Below are 23,193 nucleotides of genomic sequence, written 5' to 3' on the forward strand. Positions count from 1 at the left end.
GCGGCGGACCTCACCGGTCGCCGGCTACGGTCATCCTGCCGACCAGCACCGAACCGACATGGATGTGCGAGCGCACGTCGATGTCGCTGCCCACCGCCTCGATGCCATGGAACATGCCGCGCAGGTTGCCGGCGATGGTGATGCCGTCCACCGGGTAGGCGATCGCGCCGTTCTCGATCCAGAAGCCGCCGGCACCGCGCGAATAGTCGCCGGTCACGCTGTTGACGCCCTGCCCCATCAGCTCGGTGACCAGCAGGCCGCGCGGCAGATCGGCGATGATCGAGGCCAGGTCGCCGGCATTCGCCGAAACCAGCAGATTGTGCACGCCGCCGGCGTTGGCGGTGCTGCGCAGGCCCAGCTTGCGGGCCGAGTAGCTGCCCAGCACATAGCGCTGCAATACGCCGTCGGTCACCAGCGGCGAGGTGGCCTGGGTCGCCACGCCTTCGCTGTCGAACGCGGTCGAGCGCAGGCCGCGGCGCAGGTGCGGGCGCTCCTCGATCGCCAGCCACTCCGGGAACAGCCGGGTCCCGGCGCTGCCCACCAGGAAGCTGGCCTTGCGGTACAGCGCGCCGCCGGAAATCGCCCCGAGCAGGTGCCCGACCAGCGACCGGGCCACCTCCGGCGCGAACAGCACCGGATACTCGCCGGTCGGCACGGAACGCGGCTGCAGGCGGGCCACGGTGCGCTCGGCCGCGCGCCGGCCGACCTCGGTCGGGCTCCACAGGTCCTCGCGGGCCAGCGCGCTGGTATACCAACCGTCGCGCTGCATGCCATCGCCTTCGCCGGCGATCAGCGCGCAGCCGATCGAGTGATGGGTATCGCGTTCGCGGCCGATGAAGCCGTGCGAGTTGGCATACACCGACAGGCTCCGGCTGCTGCCGAACGACGCCCCGTCCGAATTGCTGATCCGGGCGTCGGCATCGCGCCCGGCGGCCTCGCAGGCCAGGGCGATGTCCACCGCCTGCTGGGCGTCGATCGCCCACGGGTGCCAGCCGTCGAAGTCCGGGAATTCGGTGGCCATGGACTCCGCCTCGGCCAGCCCGGCGGCCGGATCGTCCTCGGTATAGCGGGCGATCGCGCAGGCCTGGGCGACCGTGGCCTCCAGGCTGGCGTCCTGCAGGTCGGCGGTGCTGGCGCTGCCCTTGCGCTGGCCGAAATACACGGTGATGGCGACGCCGCGGTCGCGGGTGGACTCGACCGTCTCGACCTCGCCCATCCGCACGTTCACGTCCAGGCCGCGTTCCTCGCTGCAGGTCACCTCGGCCTGGCTGGCGCCGAGTTCGCGGGCGCGGGCGAGCAGGCGCTGCGAGATGTCGGCCAGCGCGTCCAGGCGCGCCGTGCTGTCGTCGTCGATGCGGGTTTCAGGGGTGATCGCGTTCAATGCTTTATCCTTGCTGGGCGAATCCTTCGCGAAAAAAACCCGGCCATCCGGCCGGACTGTCTAATTTCTTGAAGTCTAGTGAGTGGCAGACCGATGCGCGGACGCGACGAAGAAACCGGCGAATTCCTTGACGCCAGCCGCGGGCAGAAGCGCCGCGAAGCGCTGGAGGTGCTCGCGCTCGGCGAAAAGCTGGTGGCGCTGACGCCGGCCCAGCTGGCGCGCCTGCCGATCCCGGAGGACTTGCTTCCGCACATCGCCGAAGCCAAGCGGATCACCTCGCACATCGCGCACAAGCGCCAGCTGGCCTACCTGGCCAAGCAGATGCGCCGCGAGGACGACGAGGTGCTGGAAGCCATCCGCGACGCGCTCGATGCCAACAGCGAGACCTCGCGCCGCGAAGTGGCGGTGATGCATCGCATCGAGGCCTGGCGCGAACGGCTCATCGAGGAAGGCGACGCCGCCCTGGCCGCGCTGCTCGACGAATACCCAGCGGCCGACCGCCAGCACCTGCGCCAGTTGGTGCGCAATGCCGCCGAAGAACGCGCCCGCAACAAGCCGCCGCGCGCGTTCCGCGAGATCTACCAGGTCCTTCGCGAGCTGATGCTGGTGGCGGCGGGCCCCGGGAGCCGGGAGCCGGAAGCCGAGTAAGCGCAAAGGCCCGGCCGGCGCCTGCTTTTCCCGGGGCCCCGGTCGCGGGCTCCCGGTCCCGGCCGGCGCGCTCACGCCTGCGTACCGCCCACGGTCAGTCCCTCGATCAACAGCGAGGGCTGGCCGACGCCGACCGGCACGCTCTGGCCGTCCTTGCCGCATACGCCCACGCCCTCGTCCAGGGCCAGGTCGTTGCCGACCATGCGCACCTTCTGCATCGTCTCCGGGCCGTTGCCGATCAGCGTGGCGCCCTTCACCGGCGCGGTGACCCTGCCGTCCTCGATCAGGTAGGCCTCGGTCGCCGAGAACACGTACTTGCCGCTGGTGATGTCGACCTGCCCGCCGCCGAAGTTGACCGCGTACAGGCCTTTCTTCACCGAGCGGATCATCTCTTCCTGGGTATGCCGGCCGGCCAGCATGTAGGTATTGGTCATGCGCGGCATGGTCAGGTGCGCGAACGATTCGCGGCGGCCGTTGCCCGTGGGCTTCATGCCCATCAGGCGGGCGTTGAGCGTGTCCTGCATGTAGCCGACCAGCACGCCGTCCTCGATCAGCGTGGTGCACTGGGTCGGCGTGCCCTCGTCGTCGATGTTGAGCGAACCGCGGCGGCCGTCGAGCGTGCCGTCGTCGACGATGGTCACGCCGGGCGACGCCACGCGCTGGCCGATGCGGCCGGCGTACACGCTGGTGCCCTTGCGGTTGAAGTCGCCTTCCAGGCCGTGGCCGACCGCCTCGTGCAGCAGCACGCCCGGCCAGCCCGCGCCCAGCACCACCGGCATCACCCCGGCCGGCGCGGGAATCGCCTCCAGGTTGACCAGCGCCTGCCGCAGCGCCTCGCGCGCGAACGCTTCCGGACGGCCTTCGGCGAACAGTTCCTCGTAGCCGTAGCGACCGCCGCCGCCGGCATAGCCGGACTCCCGGCGGCCGTCCTGCTCGACGATCACCTGCACGTTGAGCCGTACCAGCGGGCGCACGTCGGCGGCGAGCACGCCGTCGCTGCGCGCGACCAGCACGGTGTCCACGCCGCCGCTCAGGCTCACCATCACCTGCTGCACGCGCGGATCGGCCGCGCGCAGGAACTTGTCGAGCCGGCGCAGCACCTCGATCTTGGCGGCGTTCTCCATCGCATCGACCGGGTCTACCGCCGGATACAGCGCGCGCGCATCGCCGCGCACCAGCGAACGCGAACTGGCCGCGCCGCCCTCGCGCGAGATCGCGCGCGCGGAGTTCGCCGCCTCCAGCAGGGCATCGCGGTGGATGTCGTCGGAATAGGCGAAGCCGGTCTTCTCGCCGGCGATCGCGCGCACGCCGACGCCCTGCTCGATCGAATGGGCGCCGTCCTTGACGATGCCGTCCTCCACGCTCCAGCTCTCGCGCCGGGAGTGCTGGAAATACAGGTCGCCGAAGTCGATGCCCGGCCCGAGCAGGGTGCCGAAGGCACGGTCGAGTTGGCCGGCGTCGAGCCCGGCGGGAAGCAGTAGCCGCGATTCGGCCAGGGAGAGTGCGTTGTCGGTCATCCGGACAGGATGGGGCCCGCGGCCGGCGCATACAAGCCGGCTGCCGATATGGGCTGCCTATCGGGCGAAGGCGGGCAGCCGGATGAAGAAGAACGCCCCGGCGAAGGACCGGGCCAGGACCGAACGCGCACGCGTCCCGCGCCTGCGCGCCCGGCGCATCGCGCTTCAATCCAGGCGGGCCTTCTCCGCGCGGTCGGCCTGGCGGTCCTTGCGCGCTTCCTGGCGGTCCACGACCTCGACCTTCGGGTCCTTCCACGGCCCCGACACGTGGTAGGTCTTCGCGCCGATCTCGCCCAGCGGCTTGCCGAGCACCGCATTGGCGGCCGCGCCGACCGCGGCGCCGACCGGTCCGCCGGCGACCGCGCCGACCACCGCCAGCAGGTTGCCGGACTTGGGATAGACATCGACCGTCTGGTCGAACGTCTGCTGGCGCAGGTCGGCCTGGCCGCGCATGTCGATGTCCACCGCCGGCCCTTCGATGCGGATGCCGTCGGCCTTGGCCAGGCCATCGCCGAACAGCACCTCGCCGCTGGCCCGGTTGAACGCCAGGCCCTTGGAGAAGAAGTCGCGGAAATCGAGCATCAAGCGCCGCGGCAGCTTCGCCAGGCTGAGCAGGCCGAGCACGCGCCCGGCGCCGGGCTCCACTTCGAGCAACTGGCCGTTGCGCGCGTCGACCTTGAGGTTGCCCTGCAGCGAGGCCAGCTGGAACGCGGTCGGCGCGCCGTTCCAGCCCACGTTGAGTTCGATCTGGCCCTCGCCTCCGCGCAGCTGGCCGCCGAAGGTCAGCGCCTGCATGAGCTGGCCGAGGTTCTCGCTGTCGGCCCGCGCCGACACCCGGGTCGTCGCCGACTCGCCCTTGCCGCGCCAGGCGCCGGTGACGGCGATCTTCTGCTTGTCCGAACGCAGCTGCAGCTGGTCCACCTGCATGCCGTCGGTGAGCCGGCGCGTGCGCAGCGTGGCGCTGCCCAGCGCCAGTTTGCCGAACTGCAGATCGGCGATGTCCAGCGCCAGCGGCGGGATCGTGGCCGGGTCGAAATCGGCGACCGCCTTGCGTGCCGGTTCCGGCAGGTTGTCGGCGAGCGGCGCGGGCACCGCGGTCGGCGTCGCCTGCGGCTGCGCCGGCGCCGGCTCGACCGGCGTCGCCGGCTGCCAGTGCACGGCCTGCAACTGGCCGCGCACCACCGCGCCGTCGGCATTGGGCACGTTGATCTGGCCCGCCAGCGACGGTCCGTCCAGGGTCACCGCGACCGCATCGCGGACCGGGCGCAACTGCAGCCGCGTATTCGGGAACACGCCGCCGAGCATCAGCAACCGGTCGGCCTGCACGTCGATCTGCTGCAGCGGCATCGCATCGGCCTGCTTGGGATCGGAAGCCCCCGACCGGGTCAGCGCGATCCAGTCCATCGCATCCAGCGACGGGGTGCGCCCATTGACCACCAGGCCCTTCGCCGGCGGCCGCTCCTGCACGCGGTCGCTGCCCATCACCACCCGCACGCCGGTCTGGTCGCCGCGGCTGGACGCCTTCAATGCCACGAGCTTGCCGAATGCCACGTCGACGTCGCCGGTACCGAACGGCAAGGCCACGTCGACGTGGGTCGCCAACGGCTTGTCCGGCCGCTTGTCCAGGGGCGCGGGCAGGTCGAGCGTGGTGCCGATCAGGTCCGAGTCCAGGGTCAGGTGGGTCGGTTCCTCGGGCGCGCCGGGCTCGACCTTGGGCAGGTCCACGCCGATCCGCCACTGCGAGGTACCGTGCACATAGGGGTGCAGCCATTCCATCTGCGGCGCGCGATCGAACAGTTCCTTCGCATCGAGCGCGGCGGAGAAATCGGCCTGGAACGCCTGCTGCGGATCCTTCACCGCATCGCCCGCGCGCAGCGAGAGCTGGCCCGGGCGACCGCGATGCACCACCGCCAGGTTCTCGGCGTCGAAGCCGCGGTCGCTGTAGCCGGCGCTGCCGCGCACGCCCTCGAACGCCAGGTCCCAGCGCTTGTCGCCCAGCTTGATGCCTTCCAGGCCGACGTTGCCGCGCAGGTGCCCCTGGCCGTTGTCGTTGCGCAGCGGCAGCAGCATGTCGAACGTGGCGGTGGCGGGACCGGACGCGCTGAGGTTCTTCAAGGTGTCGCCGTAGCTCTTCTGCAGCGGGCTGCGGCGCAGCATCTCCAGCATCGTCGCCGCGTCGCTGCGGCTGCTGGCGCGCACGTACAGCTCGTTGGTCTTGAAGTCAGGAATGCCCGCTTCGATCCCGGAGACCGCCACGCCGGCCAGTTCGCCGGTGCCGCGCAGGGAGAAACCGTTGGCGATGAAAGCGATGTCGCCGTCGAGTTTCTCCATCGGCGGCCAGTCGTGCTGGAACCGGATCTGGCCATCGCGGATGTGGCCGGTGGCCTCGAAACGCCCGTCGTGCTGGTCGAACGGCCAATCGTCCAGGTCGCCGCTGGCCAGGCCGATGCCGCCGCTGAGCGTGCCGCCGGCCAGTGCGGCATCCAGCCAGCCGGTCGCCGCCTTGCTCATCCTGGAATGGATCCAGAACTTCTTCGCCACCGGCACCGGCGCATCGTCCAGCTTGGCGGCCAGGTCGATGCGCGGCCGGCTGCCGTCGTTCTGGAACCACATCCCGCCGCGCACGTCGGCCGCATAGTCCGGCGCCTGCACGCGCAGCGCCGGGGTCTCGATCTTCCAGCCCTCGCCTTCGCGCCAGCCGACCACGCGCCCGGCCAGGTGCAGTTCGTGCACCACGCCGAACCCGGTCGGCCAATCGAAACGCAGCAACGCCTGCGGCTCGAACTGCAACACCACGCCCTGCGCGTCGCCGTCGAAACGGCCTTGCAGCCCGCTCAACCCGGGCGCGTCGCCCACCGGCGAGAACGCCAGCTCGGCCAGCCGTCCCTGGGCCCGCAGCGGCCCCCCCTGGGTGCCCGATAGCGTCAATTCGGAAAGGCGCAGCTGCGGGCGCGCGCCGGCCAGCCACTGGCGCAGGCGGGGACCGAGCCGATCGCTCAAGGCCAGCGCGGCGATCGCGGGAGAGGCATCCACGGCCCCGGCCGCCGCCGCGAACCGCTTGCCGCCGGCCAGCGCCACCCCGTCCATCGCCTGTACCTTGCCGCCGCTCCTGACCCGCAGCATCGGCACGTCCAGCCGCCATCCCTCCGTCCCGGACGTCCAGCGCGCCCGGGCCTGCAGGCGCTCCCATGCCAGCGCCGGCGGCTTGCGCTGCCCCGGCAGGGGAGCGCCTTCCAGCAGCAGCGAACGCAGGTCGGCATCGACGCTGACCGAGGCGATGCGGTGCTCGCGCAGTTGGGCCCACACGTGCAGTTCGCCGCGCCCCCCGCGCGCCTGCACCCCGGCCACGCGCAGCAGCGGCGCCCACGCCCCGAGGTCGGCCGGCTCGGCTTCCAGGTAGGCGGTGCCGTCGCCGCGGTTCCGGTCGAAGTCGACCACCGCCTGCAGCGGCGCCCGCTGCGGATCGATCCAGGCGCGGCTGCCGGCCTGCAGGCGCGAGCCGTTGACGCGCAGGCGCAGGTCGATCCGCGGCAGCGCCACGTCGAGGCCCAGCGACGGCGCATGCACCTGCATCCGCGCCCCGATTATCTGCAGCTCGCCGAGCCGGCGCAGCGAATCCAGCGCATCGCCGCGCCCGTCGCTCGGCAATCCCTGCACCGACCAGGTGCCGTCGTCGGCGCGCAACAGGGTCAGCACCGGGCCGCGCAGGCGCAGCTCGGTCAACGAGCGCCCCGGCAACAGCCCCGTGTACATCGCCACCAGCACCTCGGCATCGCCGATGCGTACGCCCTCGCCCGCCCCCATCCGCAGCCCCTTCAGCTGCAGCAACGGGCCGCGCCGGGTCCAGCGGGTATCGAGCCGGTCGAAATGCACCGGCTTGCCCACGCGTTCGCTCAGCCAGGCGGCAATCCGCTGCGGATGCTGCTCCGCCAGCGGCAGCAACTGGCTGGCCGCGCCGACCACCAGCGCGAGCGCCACCACCGCGATCGCACAGGCGTAGATCGCGTAGCGGCGGGTCAGGCGAAGTCGGCGGCGCAGCGGAGTGGGCATCTAGGAGCCGGGATTCGGGATGGGGGATCCGGGATGGGAGAAAGCATGCCTGCATGCACCGGAATCGCGATGCAACACAGCTTGCCCGGGCCGCGTGAAAACCGCCGTCGCGAATCCCGAATCCCCCAACCCCGATCCCCGCCTCACAACAGCACCACGTCGTACTGCTCCTGCAGGTACTGCTCGTCGGCCTGGAAGCTGATCGTCTTGCCGAGGAACTCCTCCAGCTCGGCCACGGCCGCCGACTCCTCGTCGGTGATCCGCGCCACCACCTTGGGCGAGGCGATCACCAGCAGCCGGGCCGCGTCGAACTGGCGCACCTGGCGGGTGATCTCGCGGAAGATCTCGTAGGTGACCGTCTCGGCGGTCTTGATCGAACCGCGCCCGGCGCACTCCGGGCACGGCTCGGACAACTGCCGCTCCAGGCTCTCGACGGTGCGCTTGCGGGTCATCTCGACCAACCCCAGCGGCGAGAAGTCGTAGACGGTAGTCTTGGCGTGATCGCGCGCCAGCGACTTCTCCAGCGTGCGCAGCACCTGGCGGCGGTGCTCGGGATCGTCCATGTCGATGAAGTCGATGATGATGATGCCGCCGAGGTTGCGCAGCCGCAGCTGGCGCGCCACCGCCTGCGCCGCCTCCAGGTTGGTGCGGAACACCGTCTCCTCGAGGTTGCGCTGGCCGACGAACGAGCCGGTGTTGACGTCCACCGTGGTCATCGCCTCGGTCTGGTCGATCACCAGGTAGCCGCCGGACTTGAGCGGCACCTGCTTGTCCAGGGCCCGGCCGATCTCGTCCTCGACCCCGTACAGGTCGAAGATCGGCCGGTCGCCGGTGTACAGCTCGATCCGCTCGGCCAGCACCGGCATGTACTTGGCGACGAACGCCTGCAGCTTGGCGAAGGTCTCCTGCGAGTCCACCTTGACCTTGTCCACGTCCTTGCGGATCAGGTCGCGCACCGCGCGCAGCGGCAGGCTCAGGTCCTCGTAGATCATGCTGCACGGCGGCGCTTCGCGGCCGCGCCGCTCGACCACGTTCCAGACCCGCGACAGGTAGGCGATGTCCTCGGCCAGCGCCTCGGCCGGCTGGCCCTCGGCATTGGTGCGGATGATGTAGCCGTAGCCGCCATGGCTGGCCGCCAGCTCGGTGACGATGGCCTTCAGGCGCGCGCGCTCGGCCTCGTCCTCGATCCGCGCCGATACGCCCACCACCTTGGATTGCGGCAGCAGCACCAGGTAGCGCGAAGGGATGCTGATCTGGGTGGTCAGGCGCGCGCCCTTGGTGCCGATCGGGTCCTTGACCACCTGCACCACCACGTCCTGGCCGTCGCGCAGCAGCTCGACGATCGGCACGGAGGCCGGCGGCGGGGGCGGCATCGGGGTTTCCTCCGTGTCGACCACGCTGGCCGCGGCCGGGGCGGGCCGCACCACGTCGTTGGCGTGCAGGAACGCGGCGCGCTCCAGCCCGACCTCGACGAAGGTGGCCTGCATGCCCGGCATCACCCGCTGGACCTTGCCCTTGTAGATGTTGCCGACCACCCCGCGGCGCCAGCCGCGCTCGATGTGCAGCTCCTGCAGCATGCCGTTCTCGATCACCGCCACGCGGGTCTCGCGCGGGGTGACGTTGACCAGGATTTCCTCGGACACTCAATGCCCCCCGAAGGCAGCCAGCAGCTGCGAAGTATGGTGGAGCGGCAGGCCCATCACCGCGGAAAAGCTGCCCTCGAGCCGGACCACGAAGCGCTCGCCGCCGCCCTGGATCGCATAGGCCCCGGCCTTGCCCATCGGCTCGCCGGTATCGACATAAGCCTCGATCTGCCGGGCCGTCATCCCTGCGAAGGTGACCCGCGAGACCACCTCGGCCAGGGCAGGCTCGCGCTGCCCGGCGACCAGCGCGACCGCCGTGATCACCTCGTGGGTGCGGCCGGACAGGGCCTGCAGCATGGCGATCGCGTCGGCCCGGTCCACCGGCTTGCCGAACACCCTGTCGCCCAGCACCACCTCGGTATCCGACCCGAGCACGACCGCCTGCGGGTCGCGCCCGCCCACCTGGGCCAATCCCGCCCGGGCCTTTTCCAGCGCCACGCGGCGCACGTAGCCGGCCGGCGGCTCGCCCTCGCCGCGCACCTCCGGCACGTCCAGGTCCATGGTCTCGAACGCGACGCCCAGGCGCGCCAGCAGTTCTTTTCGTCGGGGAGAGCGCGAAGCGAGATAGAGCATCCGGCAAGCATAACCGGAGCCGTCGCGCGCCGGATGGCGCATGCTTGGCCCGGCGCGGCTCACAGCCGGTTCATCCGCCTGCCGCCACGCTCACTGCCCGCATATGAGCGTCATGGAGTTGGGGCGGACGCGAAGCGGCCTGGGGAAGCATGTCCCGCAGGGTGGACCGTCTGCGGCACGGAACCGGCGCCGCTGAAGGCCCACGCGTCCCGTCCCGGAATCCATGACACGCGCTAACCAAGGAGACGTCTATGCGCACCACCCTTCGTTCGACCCCGCTCCTGCTCGCCCTGAGCCTCGCCACCGGAGTTGCCATGACCGCCCATGCCCAGACCGTGGCCCCCTATGCCATCCCGGCCGACGGCACCCTGCTGAACATCGCCTCCGAGGCCGAGGCCAAGCGCGTGCCGGACGTGGCCTCGCTTTCGGCCGGCGTCGTGACCCAGGCGCCCGACGGCGACGCCGCGATGCGCCAGAACGCCCAGCAGATGGAAAAGGTCATGCAGGCGATCCGCGGCGCCGGCATCGCCGAGAAGGACGTGCAGACCAGCGGCATCACGCTCTATCCCCAGTACACCTACAAGGAAGGCGAGAACCCGCGCATCACCGGCTACCAGGCCAGCAACACCGTCAACCTCAAGGTCCGCGACCTGACCCGCCTGGGCAAGGTGCTGGAAGTGCTGGCCGCGCAGGGCGCCAACCAGATCAACGGCCCCAGCTTCGAGATCGACAAGCCGGAGCCGGTCTACGACGAGGCCCGCATCGCCGCCCTGAAGCAGGCCCAGGCGCGCGCCGAGACCTATGCCAAGTCGCTCGGCCTGCGGGTGCGCCGCATCGTCAGCATCTCCGAGGGTCGCGGCGGCGGCGTGCGCCCGATGCCGATGATGCGGATGCAGGCGATGGCGGCCGATGCCGCCGCCCCGCCGGTGTCCCCCGGCGAAACCAGCCTGTCGGTCAACCTGGACGTGACGTTCGAACTGGGCAAGTAATCCGTCCGGGGGCGCCCTGCCGGGACAGGGCGCCCCCATGTGTTCCTGGCGACACATTGGACGGGAGAAGTCACACAGACCGCCGCGGATGTCGCATTAAGCAATATTTCACGACTCTCTCACAAAAGAGAAACCTAGATTGCGCCCTGTCGGTGTCATCCCGACACCGCGTCAGGCATTCACTGTCAGGAGAGAACCGTGAAATACCGTCATCCCAGGCCTGCGCTTCGACGCTCCCCGTTGTTCCTTGCATTGCTTCCCATCGCCGCCACCGCCGGAGTCGCTCTGGCCGCGCCGGCCTTTGCGCAAGACCAAGGACAGGCCACCACGCTGGACCGGATCACCGTGACCGGCTCCAACATCCCGCGCACGAATACCGAGACGCCCTCTCCTGTGCAGATCGTCAGCCGCCAGGATATCGACCGCACCGGCAAGACTTCCGTCGCCGAATTCCTGCAGACCCTCACCGTGGACGGTGCCGGTTCGATTCCCAAGACCTTCGGCAACGGCTTCGCCGGCGGCGGTGCCGGCATTTCGCTGCGCGGACTGGGCGCCGGCTCCACGCTGGTGCTGCTCAACGGCCGCCGCATGGCCACCTACGGCCTGGCCGACGACGGCCAGAAGGTGTTCACCGACCTGAGCACCATCCCGCTCGACGCGGTCGAGCGCGTGGAAGTGCTGAAGGACGGCGCCTCGGCGATCTACGGTTCCGATGCCATCGCCGGCGTGGTCAACATCATCCTGCGCACCGATTTCAACGGCGCGATCCTGCGGGGCTCGTACGGACTATCCGGCGACAGCGACGGCGACCAGAAGAAGGCCACGCTGACCGCCGGTACCGGCAGCCTGTCCGAGGATGGCTGGAACGCGTTCTTCAGCCTCGACGTGGGCAAGAGCGACGCGGTGAGGATTTCCGATCGCAAGGACCGCAAGTGGATCGGCACGGGCGACATCCGGCGCTGGGGCTATTCCGTGGAGAACAACCAGTTCCTCGGCGGATCCATCACCAATGGCGGCGCCAGCGGCGGCAACTCCCAGGCCGGCAGCGTATTCGACCCGACCACTGAATTGCTGGTGTCGCTGCCAGGCTGCGACCAGCTCTCGAGCGTTTCGCCCCAGGACCCGGGCGGCGGCTGCCTGTGGGACATGGGCAAATGGCGTGACATGGTGCCCGAGGAGAAGTACGCCAACATCTTCGCTCGCGCGACCTTCGCCTTCGAAAGCGGCGCCGAGGCCTACGTCGAGATGGGCTACTCGAAGAAGGAGACCACGTTCCGCAACACGCCCTCCAACATTTCCGGCGGATGGGGTTACCCGGGCGGGCCGGTCAATGCCAATAGCGGCGACGGCGCAGTGGTGTTGGGCCCGAACCATCCCGACAACCCCTATCCTGGCCAGGCGGTGCGCGTGCGCTACAACGCCGGCGACGTCGGTTCGCGCATCACCGAGAACGACAACGAGTTCATCCGATTCCTTGCCGGGATCAAGGGCAGTTGGGGCGACTGGGACTACGACACCGCCTACCTGCACTCGTCCACCGACCTGGTCAATACCCGCCACGGTTTCCTGCGCTACAGTGCAGTGCAATGCGTGCTCGGCAACGACGCCTGCCCCTATGGCACCTGGAACATCGGCCAGGGCTCGGAAAGCAATCCGCAAAGCCTGTACGACTACATCTCGCCGACCATCCATGCCAACGCCAAGTCGAGCCTGGACATGTTCGACTTCAAGGTCAGCCGCTCGCTGGTCGACCTGAAGGGCGGCCCGCTCGGTCTGGCACTAGGCACCGAGTGGCGGCGCACATCCAATTCGCTGACTCCCCAGACCTATACCGACCAGGGCGACATCATCGGCCTGGGCTACTCGGCCTACGACGGCACCCAGAACGTCTATGCCGCCTATGCCGAATTGTCGGCGCCCGTTCTCGAATCGCTGGAGCTCAATGGCGCCGTGCGCTATGACAAGTACGAAAGCGGCGACAGCGCCACCAAGCCAAAGGTCGGCTTCAAGTGGAACCCGGTGGACTGGTTCGCCTTGCGTGGCACCTATGCCGAGGGCTTCCGCGCACCGAACCCGGCCGAGAACGGCGACGGCGGACTGGCTGCCTTCTCCAATGCACGCGACCCGGTACGTTGCGCGCTCGACCCGAGCGAGTGCGGTGCGCAACCCGTGGCGATCATCACCCGGCCGAACCCGGACCTGAAGCCGGAAGAGTCCAAGAGCTATTCGATCGGCATCGTGCTGCAACCCACCCGCACCACATCGGTGACGGTGGACGCCTGGCGCATCAAGCGCACCGACGAGATCGCCCAGAGCAGCACCGCGGAGGCGATCGCAGCCGGCAACGTGCTGCGCGACACCGACCTGATCAACGGCGTCCCGGGCAGCGGCAGCATCCTGGCGATCAATACCGCCTACGTGAACGCCAATTCGTCCAAGGTCGAAGGCATCGATACCGACATCCGCCAGGACATCCCTCTCGGGGCCTATGGCGACCTGCGCCTGGACCTGCAATGGAGCCACATCCGCAAGTTCGAGCGCACCGAAGGCGACGCTACCGTGGATTTCGCCGGCACCCACGGCGACTGCAACGTGACCAACTGCATCGGCACGCCCAAGGACCGCATCAACTTCGGCGCGACTTGGAACTACAACGCCTGGTCGGTGAGCGGCATCGTCAACTACATCTCCAGCATGGACAACATCCAGCAGCGTGGCGACGACAAGGAAGATGCGTGCCTGTGGTACTACACCGACGGCGTCCCCGCGCCAAGCGGATGCAAGCTCGGTTCGTTCACGACGTTCGACCTGTCGGCGAACTGGAAGATCACCGATGCATTCGAGCTCTTCGGTTCGGTGCAGAACGTGTTCGACCGTGTCGCCCCGCTAGATCCGGTCACCTACGGCGCGGTCAACTACAACCCGCTGCATTACAGCGGCGCGATCGGCCGCTATTTCACCCTGGGAGCGAAGTACACCTTCAACTGAAGACGTGCGGCGCCGGGCCATCGTTGCCCGGCGCCGCTTTTTTGGCAATGGCCGCGAACGGTCAACTGGCCGCTCCAGGTCCAGATCCTGGCAATCGATCCCCAACGCCAACCAAACGACGATGGACACGCCCCTGCCCATCGGCCCTGGCCGCGCACCATGATGGAACCGCCCTGCAGGATCCGCAGGGCGATACCGCTGCTTCCTTTCCGCAGGTCCTTCCAGGAGGTGGAATCATGGTTCGCACGCACTCCGAGCCGCGCTTTCCCGGCATCGATCCCTCCCGCGTCCTCGCCTTCAGTGCCGCCATCGCCTTGCACGTGCTGGCGCTCGCGCTGCTCCTCGCCCCGCTGTCCTACCACCCTGCCGCCGCGCCGCCGGAACGCATCCAGGTACGCTGGCAGCTTCCCGAGCTCGTTCCGACGCCACCTCCGCCGCCGCGGCAGGTGCAACCCGAGCAGCCCCGCACCGCTCCCGCGCCCCGCACGCAGCCGGTTGCCCTCGACATCCCCTCGGTGCAACCGACGATGGATGCGCCCGTCCCGGACGTGGCGACCTTGGAAGCCGATGCAGCGCCAATCGCCGAGACAACGGCGCCCACCGCCCTCGCCCCGCCGGTCCCGGGCATCCAATTGCAGTACTTGGCCGCTCCGCCACCGCCCTATCCGCGTGCCGCGCTCCAGGACCGGTTGACCGGCACGGTCATGCTGCGCGTGCTCGTGGACGTGGATGGCAAACCGCTGCAAGTGACGATCGAATCCAGCAGCGGCCACCGCGTGCTCGACCAGGCCGCGCGCAACCAGGTGCTGAAGCAGTGGCGTTTCAAACCGGCCATGCAAGATGGGCATGCCTCGCAGGCCTACGGCCTGGTGCCGATCGCGTTCTCGCTGGACTAGAACGTTCTTGCTTCAGACATCCACAAACCGTGGGAGCGGCTTCAGCCGCGATGAAGCTTTCCCGGGAAAGTCCCATCGCGGCTGAAGCCGCTCCTACAAAACCCCGGCCCTCTTCATGGTGTGGATCCCCCTTTGCTAAGGGGGCGCGCCCAAGGCGCGGGGATAGGATGCCCCTAGCATCACCCGTACCACCGGGGCTTCACCCCCGGTGGTACGGGTGGTTGGCCAGCATCGCCGCGGCCCGGTACAACTGCTCGGCGACCACCAGGCGCACCAGCATGTGCGGCAAGGTCAATGGCCCCAGCGACCACAGTTCGGCGGCGGCGGCCTTGACTTCAGGGGCATGGCCTTCGGGACCGCCGATCAGGAACGCCAGGTCGCGCCCCTGCCCACGCCAATGTTCCAGGCGCTGCGCCAGCTGCTCCGAGCTGAGCTGCCGTCCCGGCACATCCAGCGCGACCACGTGCGGGTTCTTCGGCAACGCCGCCAGTACCCGGCGCCCCTCGTCCTCGATCGCCCGTTGCGGATCGCGGCCCTTGCCGCGCAGGCCCGGTTCGATCTCGACCAGTTCCAGCGGCAGCCAGTGCGAGAGCCGCTTCTGGTACTCGGAGAATCCCTGCGCCACCCATGAGGGCGCGCGTTCGCCGGTGGCGATCAACCGGGCTTTCATGCGTGCGGATGCTCCCGGCCCATCACGATGGCGAGCCCAGGCCGCCGAAGGCCTGCGCGTCCCATTCGGCCCGCTCGCGCTGGCCTTTGAGCCAGCGCTTGAATTCGGCTTGCGTCTGCAATGCCCGGAGTTCGGCCTCGGTGTCGAGGATATCCTCGCCCAGGTCGCGCTTGATCCCGGCCATCAACGCATTGAGCTTGGCAGGGTCCAGCCGGCGGCCGCCCGTCAGGCCGTACTCGGCGCGGAATCCTTCCTCCACCTGCAACAACTCGGATTCGATTTCCTTCAACTGGCGATCCAGTTCCCGGTTGTAGTCGCATATCCGCGCATCGTCCATCCGGCGCAACTGTTCCGGCAGCAACTGGCCGATCTCCAGTTGCAATTCGATCAGCGCCAGCAGGTTTCCGGCCTTGTAGGCCTGGTTGAGGCGCTGCATCAGCTCGGTCTTGCGCGCACGTTCGGACGGATCGGCTTCGCGATCCGGGTGCAGCGCCGTCGCCAGCTTCCGATAAAGCTCCCGCGCCGGCGGCAGGTTCGGTGGCTCGGCCGGATCCGGCTTGCCCTTGCTCCGCGCCTTGCGCGCCCGGGCGCGCTCCTGGCGCTCCCGCGCGTGCGCCTGCTGGGCCCGCTCGCGCTCGCGCAGCTTCTCGAACAGCCCCTCGGCCGAAGCGAGTTCATCCAGTTCGTCGGGAGAGAGGCCAAGATGCGCCCCCAGCAGTTCCTTGGCCAGTTGCCTGGATGCCTCGCCCCTCTCGTCGTAACCGACCGCGCTGTGGCGGTCGTACAACGGCTTGAGGCGCGCGTGCCCCTGTTCGATCAACGGGCCGGCCAGCGCGCAGATCAATTCGGACAGGAAGCCACGGTCGGTCTTGCCGAGCTTGTAGGTGGCGTGGGCCCGATCGAGCAGATCCAGCTTTTCGCAATCGAGGTCGTCGCGTTGCCGGAACAAGGGTTCGAGCTGCTCGTGATAGCGCTCGCGCCAACGCGGCAGCGCTTCGTTCCAGGCCTGCAACGAGGCCCGGCAGCTCTCCAGCCGGCTCACCAATCCATCGAAGCGCCTGCGCGCCGCGGAGGTCGCGTAGCTGTCGCTCCCTTCGGCGAGCCGTACCTGGATCGATGATTTCTTTGGGGTGGCTCCGGTCATTTCCTACTCCGCCACGCCTGGACAACGACGCGACGATCAATCGTCGGCGCCGTCCTCGTCCGACGGCGGCTGGTCGCCGACCGTCCACAGCCGTTCCAGCGCATAGAACTCGCGCACGCGCGGCAGCATCACGTGGACGATCACGTCGCCCAGATCGACCAGCACCCATTCGGCCTCGCGCTCGCCTTCCACGCCCAGCGGCATCACGTCGAGCTTCTTGGCGAACTTCACCACCTCGTCGGCGATCGCCTTGACGTGGCGGGTGGAGGTGCCCGAAGCGATCACCAGGTAGTCGGCGACGCTGGACTTGCCGCGCACGTCGATCTCCACCACGTCCTTGGCCTTGAGCTCCTCGACGGCGTCGCGGACGGTGGCCAGCAGCACCGGCAGCGGCGGCGGCGGGTTGGGAAGGGAGGTCTTGATGACTTGGGCTTGACTGGTCAAAGGCGAATGACTCGATGGGATGGAGCGAATTATAGGCAACTGGCCGCCCTGCCGCGTTCAGGCACCGGCGCCACGGTACAGCCGGTGGTCGTCGATGTAGCGTGCGACCGGGGCCGGCACCAGATCGCGCCAGGGCTCGCCGGAGGCGATGCGGTCGCGGACCTCGCTGGCCGATCCGGGGTGCAGCGGCTGGCGCAGTCGCCAGGCCCGGCCGGCAGGCAGGCTCGACAGTTCCGCCGCGTCCTCGGCCCAGCAGCCATCCAGGTGGGCGCGCACGGCGTCCGGCATCTGGGTTTCCAGCGAGGCGCCTGGACGCTCGGCCACGACCAGGTGCGCCAGGCCCGACAGCTCCTGCCAGCGGTACCAGTCGGCCAGGGATACCAGGCTGTCGGCCCCGAGCAACCAGGCGATCGGGACCCGGGGGCCCAGTTCGGCCCGCAGTTCCGCCAGCGTGTCCACCGTATAGGAGGGACGATCCGTCCGCGCCGCCCGTTCGAGCTCGCGCCGGTCGAGGATCAGCCCGTGCTCGCCGGCCAGGGCGAGTTCCAGCATGCGCGCGCGCTGCGCGGCATCGGCCCCGGGCGGCGCGCGATGCGGCGGGTCGGCCGCGGGAACCACGTTCACGGGCACGCCGAGTTCGTCGCGCGCGGCGCGCGCAATGGCCAGGTGCCCTTGATGGACCGGGTCGAACGTGCCGCCGTAGTAGAGGTGGAGTTCGGGGCCGGCCTTCATGCCAGCAACCGCACCGCGCGCGCCTCGGCCACGGCCACCAGCAGGCGTTCCAGCGCGACCCACACGTCGCCATCGCCGCGTCCCTTGGCGATCCGGTCCACCTTGCCGGCCTCGGCGACGAAGCGCTCCCAGCGCCGGGGATCGGCATGGCGCTGCAGCGCCCGCTTGAACGGAGCCTGGCGCGACTCCCAGATACCCTGCCCCTTCATTTCGGCGGCCAGGTTGCCGCCGCGCGCCTGCACCTTGGCCAGGGCCGCCGTGCGCATCAATTCCTTGATCAGGATCGGCATCAGCGCGGCGGCGGCCTCGCCCTCGGCGCGCAGGCCCACCAGCATGCGGATCACCGCGTTCGGCTGGCCGGACAACATCGTCTCGGCGAGCCGGAATACGTCGTAGCGCGCCGCGTCGGCGACCAGCGACTCCATCGCCGCGGCGTCGAGCGTCTCGCCCTGCGCCAGCAACGCCAGCTTGTCGATCTCCTGCGCGGCGGCAAGCAGATTTCCTTCCACGCGCTCGCTCAACCGTTGCACGGCCTCGGCATCGGCGCGCAAGCCCTTGCTGCGCAGGCGGCGCTCGATCCAGTCGGAAAGCTCGTGCGGCTTGATCGCCCACGCGACCGCGATCGTGCCGATGCGCGCGATGGCGTCCGCCCACTTGCCGTGGTGCGCCTTGCTCCACTCGTTGGCGGTGATCAGCAGCACCACGTCGGGCGGAGGATTGGCGCAGAAGTTGGCGATGACCTCGGCGCCCTCCTTGCCCGGCTTGCCGCTGGGCAGGCGCAGTTCGACCAGCCTGCGCGCACTGAACAGGCTGGGCGCGTTGAAGCAGGAATCGAGCTGGTTCCAGTCGAAGTCGCGGCCTTCGGCGTCGAACACCTCGCGTTCGCCGATCCCCTCGGCGCGCGCGCGCGCGCGGATCGCATCGGCCGCTTCGAGCACGCGCAGGGTCTCGGGCCCGGCCACGAGATAGACGGGTTGCAACGGCTGCGAGCCCGACGGATTGGCTAGCTGTTCCGGACGCAGTTCCATGGAGTTTCGGCTGAATGCGCCAGCATCGGCTGGCGCGCGCTCACTTGGCCGGCTCGGCCGGGGTCGTGCCGGATCCGCCGGCTGGGGCGGCGCCGGAGCTCAGCGGCAACCCGTTCTTGGTGCGGGCGCGCACCACGCTGTCGATGCGGCGCAGGATCGAGGCGGACATGTCGCGGCGCAGCTCGTCGGCCAGGATCTCGCGCTCGGTCGCGGTACCGGTGGCGTCGGTCGGCGGCGACACGTAGTCGCGCGACATCTCGATCACCTGCTGCGGCACGATCACCGAGCCGTCCGGCGCCAGCAGGGTGAAGATCGCGGCATAGCGCAGGCTGTACTCCTGGGCGCGGCCCTCGGCATCGATCGCGATCGGCAGGTCGCCCCAGCGCTCGGACAGCACGTTCAGCTGGGCGAAGCCGGTCTTGGCGTCCTCGTCGGCGATGGTCGCGCCGGAGGCGGTCAGGCTGCGCTTGAGCAGCTTGACCAGTTCGCTGTAGGGCGCCACCGAAGTCACCTTCACCGCCGGCACGTCGGGCGGCAGGGCCAACCTGCTGCGCAGATGGAAACCGCAGGCGGTCAGCCCGGCGACCAGGACGAGGACGATGAAGGATCGGATCATGGGCACAGTCTGGATGAGCGGGCCGGAAGCGGCAACTGGAAACAGCGCCACAGCCTGCCCGAAACCGCGTGAACGCCGCTTGAGACAAGGTTTCCGCCCGCACGGCAACGCATGCGGCGGGGCGCAGGTGGAGCTTGAGCCGCGAAAAGCCGGGATTCGGGATTCGGGAAAGCATCTGCGCCGGGGCCTCGCATGAAAGCCCTTTCGCGGCTGCCGCCGCTCCTAGGATAGGCAGCATGCGGAAGCCGTTGGGTCCCCGCTCGCGCGAGGACGACGGCCAGGAAATGCGCGACGAAGCCGGTACGCCTCCAAGTTGGGGCTATCCGCGCGTAGCACGGATGGGGATGGAAGTGCATGGCGCAGCCGTCAGGCTCCATCCGACGGCATGAACATCGCTGCGGCTATGCCGCAACGATGTTGACGATCTTGCCCGGCACGATGATCACCTTGCGGATCGTCAGGCCTTCCAGGAACTTGGCGGCGTTCGGCTCGGCCTTCGCCAGCGCCTCGATCTGGTCCTTCGGCGCATCGGCCGGCACGTCGATGGTCCCGCGCAGCTTGCCGTTGACCTGCACCGCCAGGGTCAGCGCGTCGCGCACCAGGGCGGACTCGTCCACCGCCGGGAACGGCACGTCCTCCAGCAACGCTTCGGCATGGCCCAGGGCCTGCCACAAGGCATGGCTGGCATGCGGGGTGATCGGGTTGAGCAGCAGCACCATCGCTTCCAGCGCTTCCTGGCGCACGGCGCGGCCCTGCGCGCTGGCGTCCTCGAACTTGGCCAGGGCATTGGACAGCTCCATCACCGCGGCGATCGCGGTGTTGAAGCTGTAGCGGCGGCCATAGTCGTCGCCGACCTTGCCGATGGTCTCGTGGGTCTTGCGGCGCATCGCCTTCTGCCCGGCGTCCAGCGCCGAGGCGTCCAGCGCCGGGGCCGCGCCGTCGGCGACGTGCCTGTGCACCTGCGCCCACAACCGGCGCAGGAAGCGCGCCATGCCGTCCACGCCGGCCTCGTTCCACTCCAGCGACTGCTCCGGCGGCGCGGCGAACATCGAGAACAGGCGCACCGTGTCGGCGCCGTACTTGTCGACCATCGCCTGCGGGTCCACGCCGTTGTTCTTCGACTTGGACATCTTCTCGGTGCCGCCGATCAGCACCGGCTGGCCATCGGACTTGAGGATCGCGCCGACCACGCGCGCCTTGTCGTCGCGCTGCACCTCCACGTCGGCCGGGTTGATCCAGTCCTTGGACCCATCGTCGTTCTGGCGATAGAAGGTCTCGGCGATCACCATGCCCTGGGTCAGCAGGTTGGTGGCCGGCTCGTCGCTGTCCACCAGCCGCGCGTCGCGCATCAGCTTGTGGTAGAAGCGGAAGTACATCAGGTGCAGGATCGCGTGCTCGATGCCGCCGATGTACTGGTCCACCGGCAGCCAGTAGTTGCCGCGCTTGTCGACCATGTCCTTGGCGCCCGGCGAGGTGTAGCGCGCGTAGTACCAGCTCGACTCCATGAAGGTATCGAAGGTGTCGGTCTCGCGCTCGGCCGGCTTGCCGCATTCCGGGCAGGTGGTCTTGCGCCATTCCGGGTCGGCCTTGATCGGCGAGCCGGTGCCGCTGAACTCCACGTTCTCCGGCAGCACCACCGGCAGCTGGTCCTCCGGCACCGGCACGGCGCCGCAGCTATCGCAGTAGATCACCGGGATCGGGCAGCCCCAGTAGCGCTGGCGGCTCACGCCCCAGTCGCGCAGGCGGTAGTTGACCCGGCGCTGGCCGCGGCCCTGGCGCTCGAAGCGCTCGGCCAGGGCCTCGAACGCGCCCTGGTAGTCCAGGCCGTCGAACTCGGCGGAATTGATCAGTTCGATGTCGCGGGTCTTGTCGCCGTACCAGTCGCGCCAGCGGGTCGGCTCCCAGGTGCGCTCGTCGTCGTTGCGGGCATCCTTGAGCGCGATGACCTGGCGGATCGGCAGCGCGTACTTGTTGGCGAAGGCGTGGTCGCGCTCGTCATGGCCCGGCACGGCCATGACCGCACCGGTGCCGTAGCCCATCAGCACGAAATTGGCGACCCAGATCGGCACCTGCTCCCCGGTGACCGGGTGCACCGCCTTCAGGCCGGTGTCCATGCCGCGCTTTTCCTGGGTTTCCAGCTCGGCCTCGGAGACGCCGCCCTTCTTCAGCTCGTCCAGGAACGCGGCCAGCGCAGGATTGCCCGCAGCCGCCTTCAGCGCCAGCGGGTGCTCGCCGGCGATGGACACGAAGGTCACGCCCATCAGCGTGTCCGGGCGCGTGGTGAACACGCGCAGCGGGTCCAGCGGCTGGCCCCGGGCGTCGAGCACGTCGAACTGGATCTCCAGGCCCTCGGAGCGGCCGATCCAGTTGCGCTGCATGGTCTTGACCGATTCCGGCCAGCCTTCCAGCTGGTCCAGGCCGTCCAGCAGTTCCTGGGCATAGTCGGTGATGCGCAGGAACCACTGCGGGATCTCGCGCTTTTCCACCAGCGCGCCCGAGCGCCAGCCGCGGCCGTCGATGACCTGCTCGTTGGCCAGCACGGTCTGGTCGACCGGGTCCCAGTTCACCACCGCGTTGCGCCGGTAGGCCAGGCCCTTGCGCATCAACCGGGTGAACATGCGCTGTTCGTGCACGTAGTACTCGGGGCGGCAGGTGGCGAACTCGCGCGACCAGTCGATGGCGTAGCCCAGCGACTTGAGCTGGCTGCGCATGTGGTCGATGTTCTTGTAGGTCCATGCCGCCGGCGCGGTCCGGTTCTTGATCGCGGCGTTCTCGGCCGGCAGGCCGAACGCGTCCCAGCCCATCGGCTGCAGCACGTTGTGCCCGGTCATGCGCTTGTAGCGGCTGATCACGTCGCCGATGGTGTAGTTGCGCACGTGGCCCATGTGCAGCGCGCCGGACGGGTACGGCAGCATCGACAGGCAGTAGTACTTGGGCTTGTCCGAATCCTCCTTGACCTCGAAGGCCTTGGTGGACTCCCAGAACGACTGGGCGGAGGATTCGACCTGCTGCGGGTCGTAGGCGGTGGTTTCGGCGGAGGACATGGAAGGCGGTCGGGACGCGGGACGGCGCAAAGCCGCAAAGGGTACCGCAGCGCAGCAGGCCGCTCCACCCGGCGGCACCGGGGAACGCCGCTCCCCTTGTTACAGGGCGGTGCCCCGTGCCCGCGGCCAAGTCCAGCTGGCCAGCGGCCACCACAGCGCCCAGGCCAGGAATGCCAGGCGCTGCGCCAGCGGGGCCGGCAGCCAGGGGCCGGGTGGCAGGAACGACAACAGCGCCAACGCCGCGGCCGCTGCCAGGCAGAGCGCGCCCGGCAGCCGGCCGCCGGGCTGCTGCCGCAGCCACAGGCCCAGCATCCCGGCGCCCGGGACGAACGCCAGCGCCCACAGCAGCCAGGCGGTGGCATGGAACTGGCTGGAGCGGCTGTCCAGGTCGGTAGGATCCAGCGGGAACAGGCCCAGTCCGCAGAAGGCGATGCCCGACAGCATCGTCAGTTGCAGGCCGATGCGTTGCAGCTTGTCGCGGCTGCCCGCCAACAGGCCCGGCACCGCCGCGAACGCCAGCAGGCCAGGCAGCACGAAGCCCAGCACGCAGAAAGCCGAAGCATGGGGAATGCCGGTGGCGCCCAGCAGCGCGACCGGATGCCGCCATTGCGAATAGCCGGGCAACGCGGCACCGAATCCGGCGACCGCCACGACCAGGCTCACCGGCACCAGGGCCGCGGCCCAGCGCCCCCACTTCACGACATTCGACACTCGGCATCTCCCGGGGCCGCCACTTGCACCACCCGATGCGGTGCATGTCGCGTCGGCCCAGGCGACCATTCTCGCCGCTGCGACGGATCGCGTGAATCCGGGCGTCGCTCGTGGCATCG

17 protein-coding genes are annotated in these 23,193 nt (G+C 69.3%); 4 read left to right on the top strand and 13 right to left on the bottom strand.

Features of this window, described 5'->3' with window-relative positions; all coding sequences use genetic code 11:
• Positions 1-10: 10 nt before the first annotated feature.
• Complete coding sequence (gene pmbA / locus FD678_RS01815) at positions 11-1,354, bottom strand: metalloprotease PmbA (protein WP_218569506.1); 1,344 nt, start codon at positions 1,352-1,354, stop codon at positions 11-13.
• A gap of 120 nt (positions 1,355-1,474) precedes the next feature.
• Here pmbA and yjgA point away from each other — a divergent pair, with 120 nt between their 5' ends.
• Positions 1,475-2,029, top strand: coding sequence for a ribosome biogenesis factor YjgA (yjgA, locus tag FD678_RS01820; RefSeq protein WP_140718893.1), 555 nt, complete (start codon positions 1,475-1,477; stop codon positions 2,027-2,029).
• Positions 2,030-2,100: 71 nt separating this feature from the next.
• Here the strand turns inward: yjgA and tldD are convergent, their stop codons facing one another.
• The 4 genes from tldD to FD678_RS01840 all read right to left on the bottom strand — a co-directional run bounded on the left by tldD (position 2,101) and on the right by FD678_RS01840 (position 9,812).
• A complete protein-coding gene (tldD, locus tag FD678_RS01825; RefSeq protein ID WP_140718894.1) occupies positions 2,101-3,546 on the bottom strand; it encodes a metalloprotease TldD in 1,446 nt (481 codons plus the stop codon).
• Between the two features lie 165 nt (positions 3,547-3,711).
• The gene (locus FD678_RS01830; protein WP_140718895.1) at positions 3,712-7,596 is read right to left on the bottom strand and encodes a YhdP family protein; all 3,885 of its coding nucleotides are present in this window, start codon (positions 7,594-7,596) and stop codon (positions 3,712-3,714) included.
• Positions 7,597-7,739: 143 nt separating this feature from the next.
• Positions 7,740-9,239, bottom strand: coding sequence for a ribonuclease G (gene rng, locus FD678_RS01835; RefSeq protein WP_140718896.1), 1,500 nt, complete (start codon positions 9,237-9,239; stop codon positions 7,740-7,742).
• Positions 9,240-9,812: a Maf-like protein gene (locus tag FD678_RS01840; protein ID WP_140718897.1), complete on the bottom strand. Its 573-nt coding sequence runs from the start codon at positions 9,810-9,812 to the stop codon at positions 9,240-9,242.
• Between the two features lie 251 nt (positions 9,813-10,063).
• Between FD678_RS01840 and FD678_RS01845 the strand changes: the two genes are divergently transcribed.
• From FD678_RS01845 to FD678_RS01855, 3 genes are all read left to right on the top strand, one after another.
• Positions 10,064-10,801, top strand: a complete 738-nt coding sequence (locus FD678_RS01845) for an SIMPL domain-containing protein (protein ID WP_140718898.1) — start codon at positions 10,064-10,066, stop codon at positions 10,799-10,801.
• Positions 10,802-11,053: 252 nt separating this feature from the next.
• Positions 11,054-13,789, top strand: a complete 2,736-nt coding sequence (locus tag FD678_RS01850) for a TonB-dependent receptor (RefSeq protein WP_218569433.1) — start codon at positions 11,054-11,056, stop codon at positions 13,787-13,789.
• A gap of 236 nt (positions 13,790-14,025) precedes the next feature.
• Positions 14,026-14,685, top strand: coding sequence for an energy transducer TonB (locus tag FD678_RS01855; RefSeq protein WP_140718900.1), 660 nt, complete (start codon positions 14,026-14,028; stop codon positions 14,683-14,685).
• 199 nt (positions 14,686-14,884) lie between these two features.
• On the opposite strand, the gene rlmH is transcribed toward FD678_RS01855, so the two are convergent.
• The 8 genes from rlmH to FD678_RS01895 form a co-directional block, all read right to left on the bottom strand.
• Positions 14,885-15,355 carry a 23S rRNA (pseudouridine(1915)-N(3))-methyltransferase RlmH gene (gene rlmH, locus FD678_RS01860; protein ID WP_140718901.1) on the bottom strand — a complete coding sequence of 157 codons (471 nt, stop codon included), beginning with the start codon at positions 15,353-15,355 and terminating at the stop codon, positions 14,885-14,887.
• A gap of 22 nt (positions 15,356-15,377) precedes the next feature.
• Positions 15,378-16,499, bottom strand: coding sequence for a J domain-containing protein (locus FD678_RS01865; RefSeq protein WP_140718902.1), 1,122 nt, complete (start codon positions 16,497-16,499; stop codon positions 15,378-15,380).
• Positions 16,500-16,535: 36 nt separating this feature from the next.
• Positions 16,536-16,889 (bottom strand): ribosome silencing factor, encoded by a 354-nt coding sequence (gene rsfS / locus FD678_RS01870; RefSeq protein WP_256661860.1) that lies wholly within the window; start codon positions 16,887-16,889, stop codon positions 16,536-16,538.
• A gap of 111 nt (positions 16,890-17,000) precedes the next feature.
• The gene (nadD, locus tag FD678_RS01875) at positions 17,001-17,675 is read right to left on the bottom strand and encodes a nicotinate-nucleotide adenylyltransferase (protein ID WP_140718904.1); all 675 of its coding nucleotides are present in this window, start codon (positions 17,673-17,675) and stop codon (positions 17,001-17,003) included.
• Entirely contained in the window at positions 17,672-18,703 is a 1,032-nt protein-coding gene (gene holA, locus FD678_RS01880) for a DNA polymerase III subunit delta (RefSeq protein WP_140718905.1), read from the bottom strand. The genes nadD and holA overlap by 4 nt, the downstream gene beginning before the upstream one ends.
• A 40-nt stretch (positions 18,704-18,743) precedes the next feature.
• A complete protein-coding gene (locus FD678_RS01885) occupies positions 18,744-19,319 on the bottom strand; it encodes an LPS-assembly lipoprotein LptE (RefSeq protein WP_140718906.1) in 576 nt (191 codons plus the stop codon).
• Positions 19,320-19,720: 401 nt separating this feature from the next.
• A complete protein-coding gene (gene leuS / locus FD678_RS01890) occupies positions 19,721-22,363 on the bottom strand; it encodes a leucine--tRNA ligase (RefSeq protein WP_140718907.1) in 2,643 nt (880 codons plus the stop codon).
• A 99-nt stretch (positions 22,364-22,462) separates the two neighbouring features.
• Positions 22,463-23,074, bottom strand: a complete 612-nt coding sequence (locus FD678_RS01895) for a DUF998 domain-containing protein (RefSeq protein ID WP_218569434.1) — start codon at positions 23,072-23,074, stop codon at positions 22,463-22,465.
• Between the last annotated feature and the right edge of the window lie 119 nt (positions 23,075-23,193).

The organism is Pseudomonas sp. Hp2, from assembly GCF_006386585.1.
In the GTDB taxonomy this organism is placed as follows: Bacteria; Pseudomonadota; Gammaproteobacteria; order Xanthomonadales; family Xanthomonadaceae; genus Pseudomonas_S; species Pseudomonas_S boreopolis.

Coding starts and splice junctions, on each gene's coding strand:
- yjgA (WP_140718893.1), top strand. CDS start 1,475: ATGCGCGGACGCGACGAAGAAACCGGCGAATTCCTTGACGCCAGCCGC.
- tldD (WP_140718894.1), bottom strand. CDS start 3,546: ATGACCGACAACGCACTCTCCCTGGCCGAATCGCGGCTACTGCTTCCC.
- FD678_RS01830 (WP_140718895.1), bottom strand. CDS start 7,596: ATGCCCACTCCGCTGCGCCGCCGACTTCGCCTGACCCGCCGCTACGCG.
- FD678_RS01840 (WP_140718897.1), bottom strand. CDS start 9,812: ATGCTCTATCTCGCTTCGCGCTCTCCCCGACGAAAAGAACTGCTGGCG.
- FD678_RS01845 (WP_140718898.1), top strand. CDS start 10,064: ATGCGCACCACCCTTCGTTCGACCCCGCTCCTGCTCGCCCTGAGCCTC.
- FD678_RS01855 (WP_140718900.1), top strand. CDS start 14,026: ATGGTTCGCACGCACTCCGAGCCGCGCTTTCCCGGCATCGATCCCTCC.
- rlmH (WP_140718901.1), bottom strand. CDS start 15,355: ATGAAAGCCCGGTTGATCGCCACCGGCGAACGCGCGCCCTCATGGGTG.
- FD678_RS01865 (WP_140718902.1), bottom strand. CDS start 16,499: ATGACCGGAGCCACCCCAAAGAAATCATCGATCCAGGTACGGCTCGCC.
- nadD (WP_140718904.1), bottom strand. CDS start 17,675: ATGAAGGCCGGCCCCGAACTCCACCTCTACTACGGCGGCACGTTCGAC.
- holA (WP_140718905.1), bottom strand. CDS start 18,703: ATGGAACTGCGTCCGGAACAGCTAGCCAATCCGTCGGGCTCGCAGCCG.
- FD678_RS01885 (WP_140718906.1), bottom strand. CDS start 19,319: ATGATCCGATCCTTCATCGTCCTCGTCCTGGTCGCCGGGCTGACCGCC.
- leuS (WP_140718907.1), bottom strand. CDS start 22,363: ATGTCCTCCGCCGAAACCACCGCCTACGACCCGCAGCAGGTCGAATCC.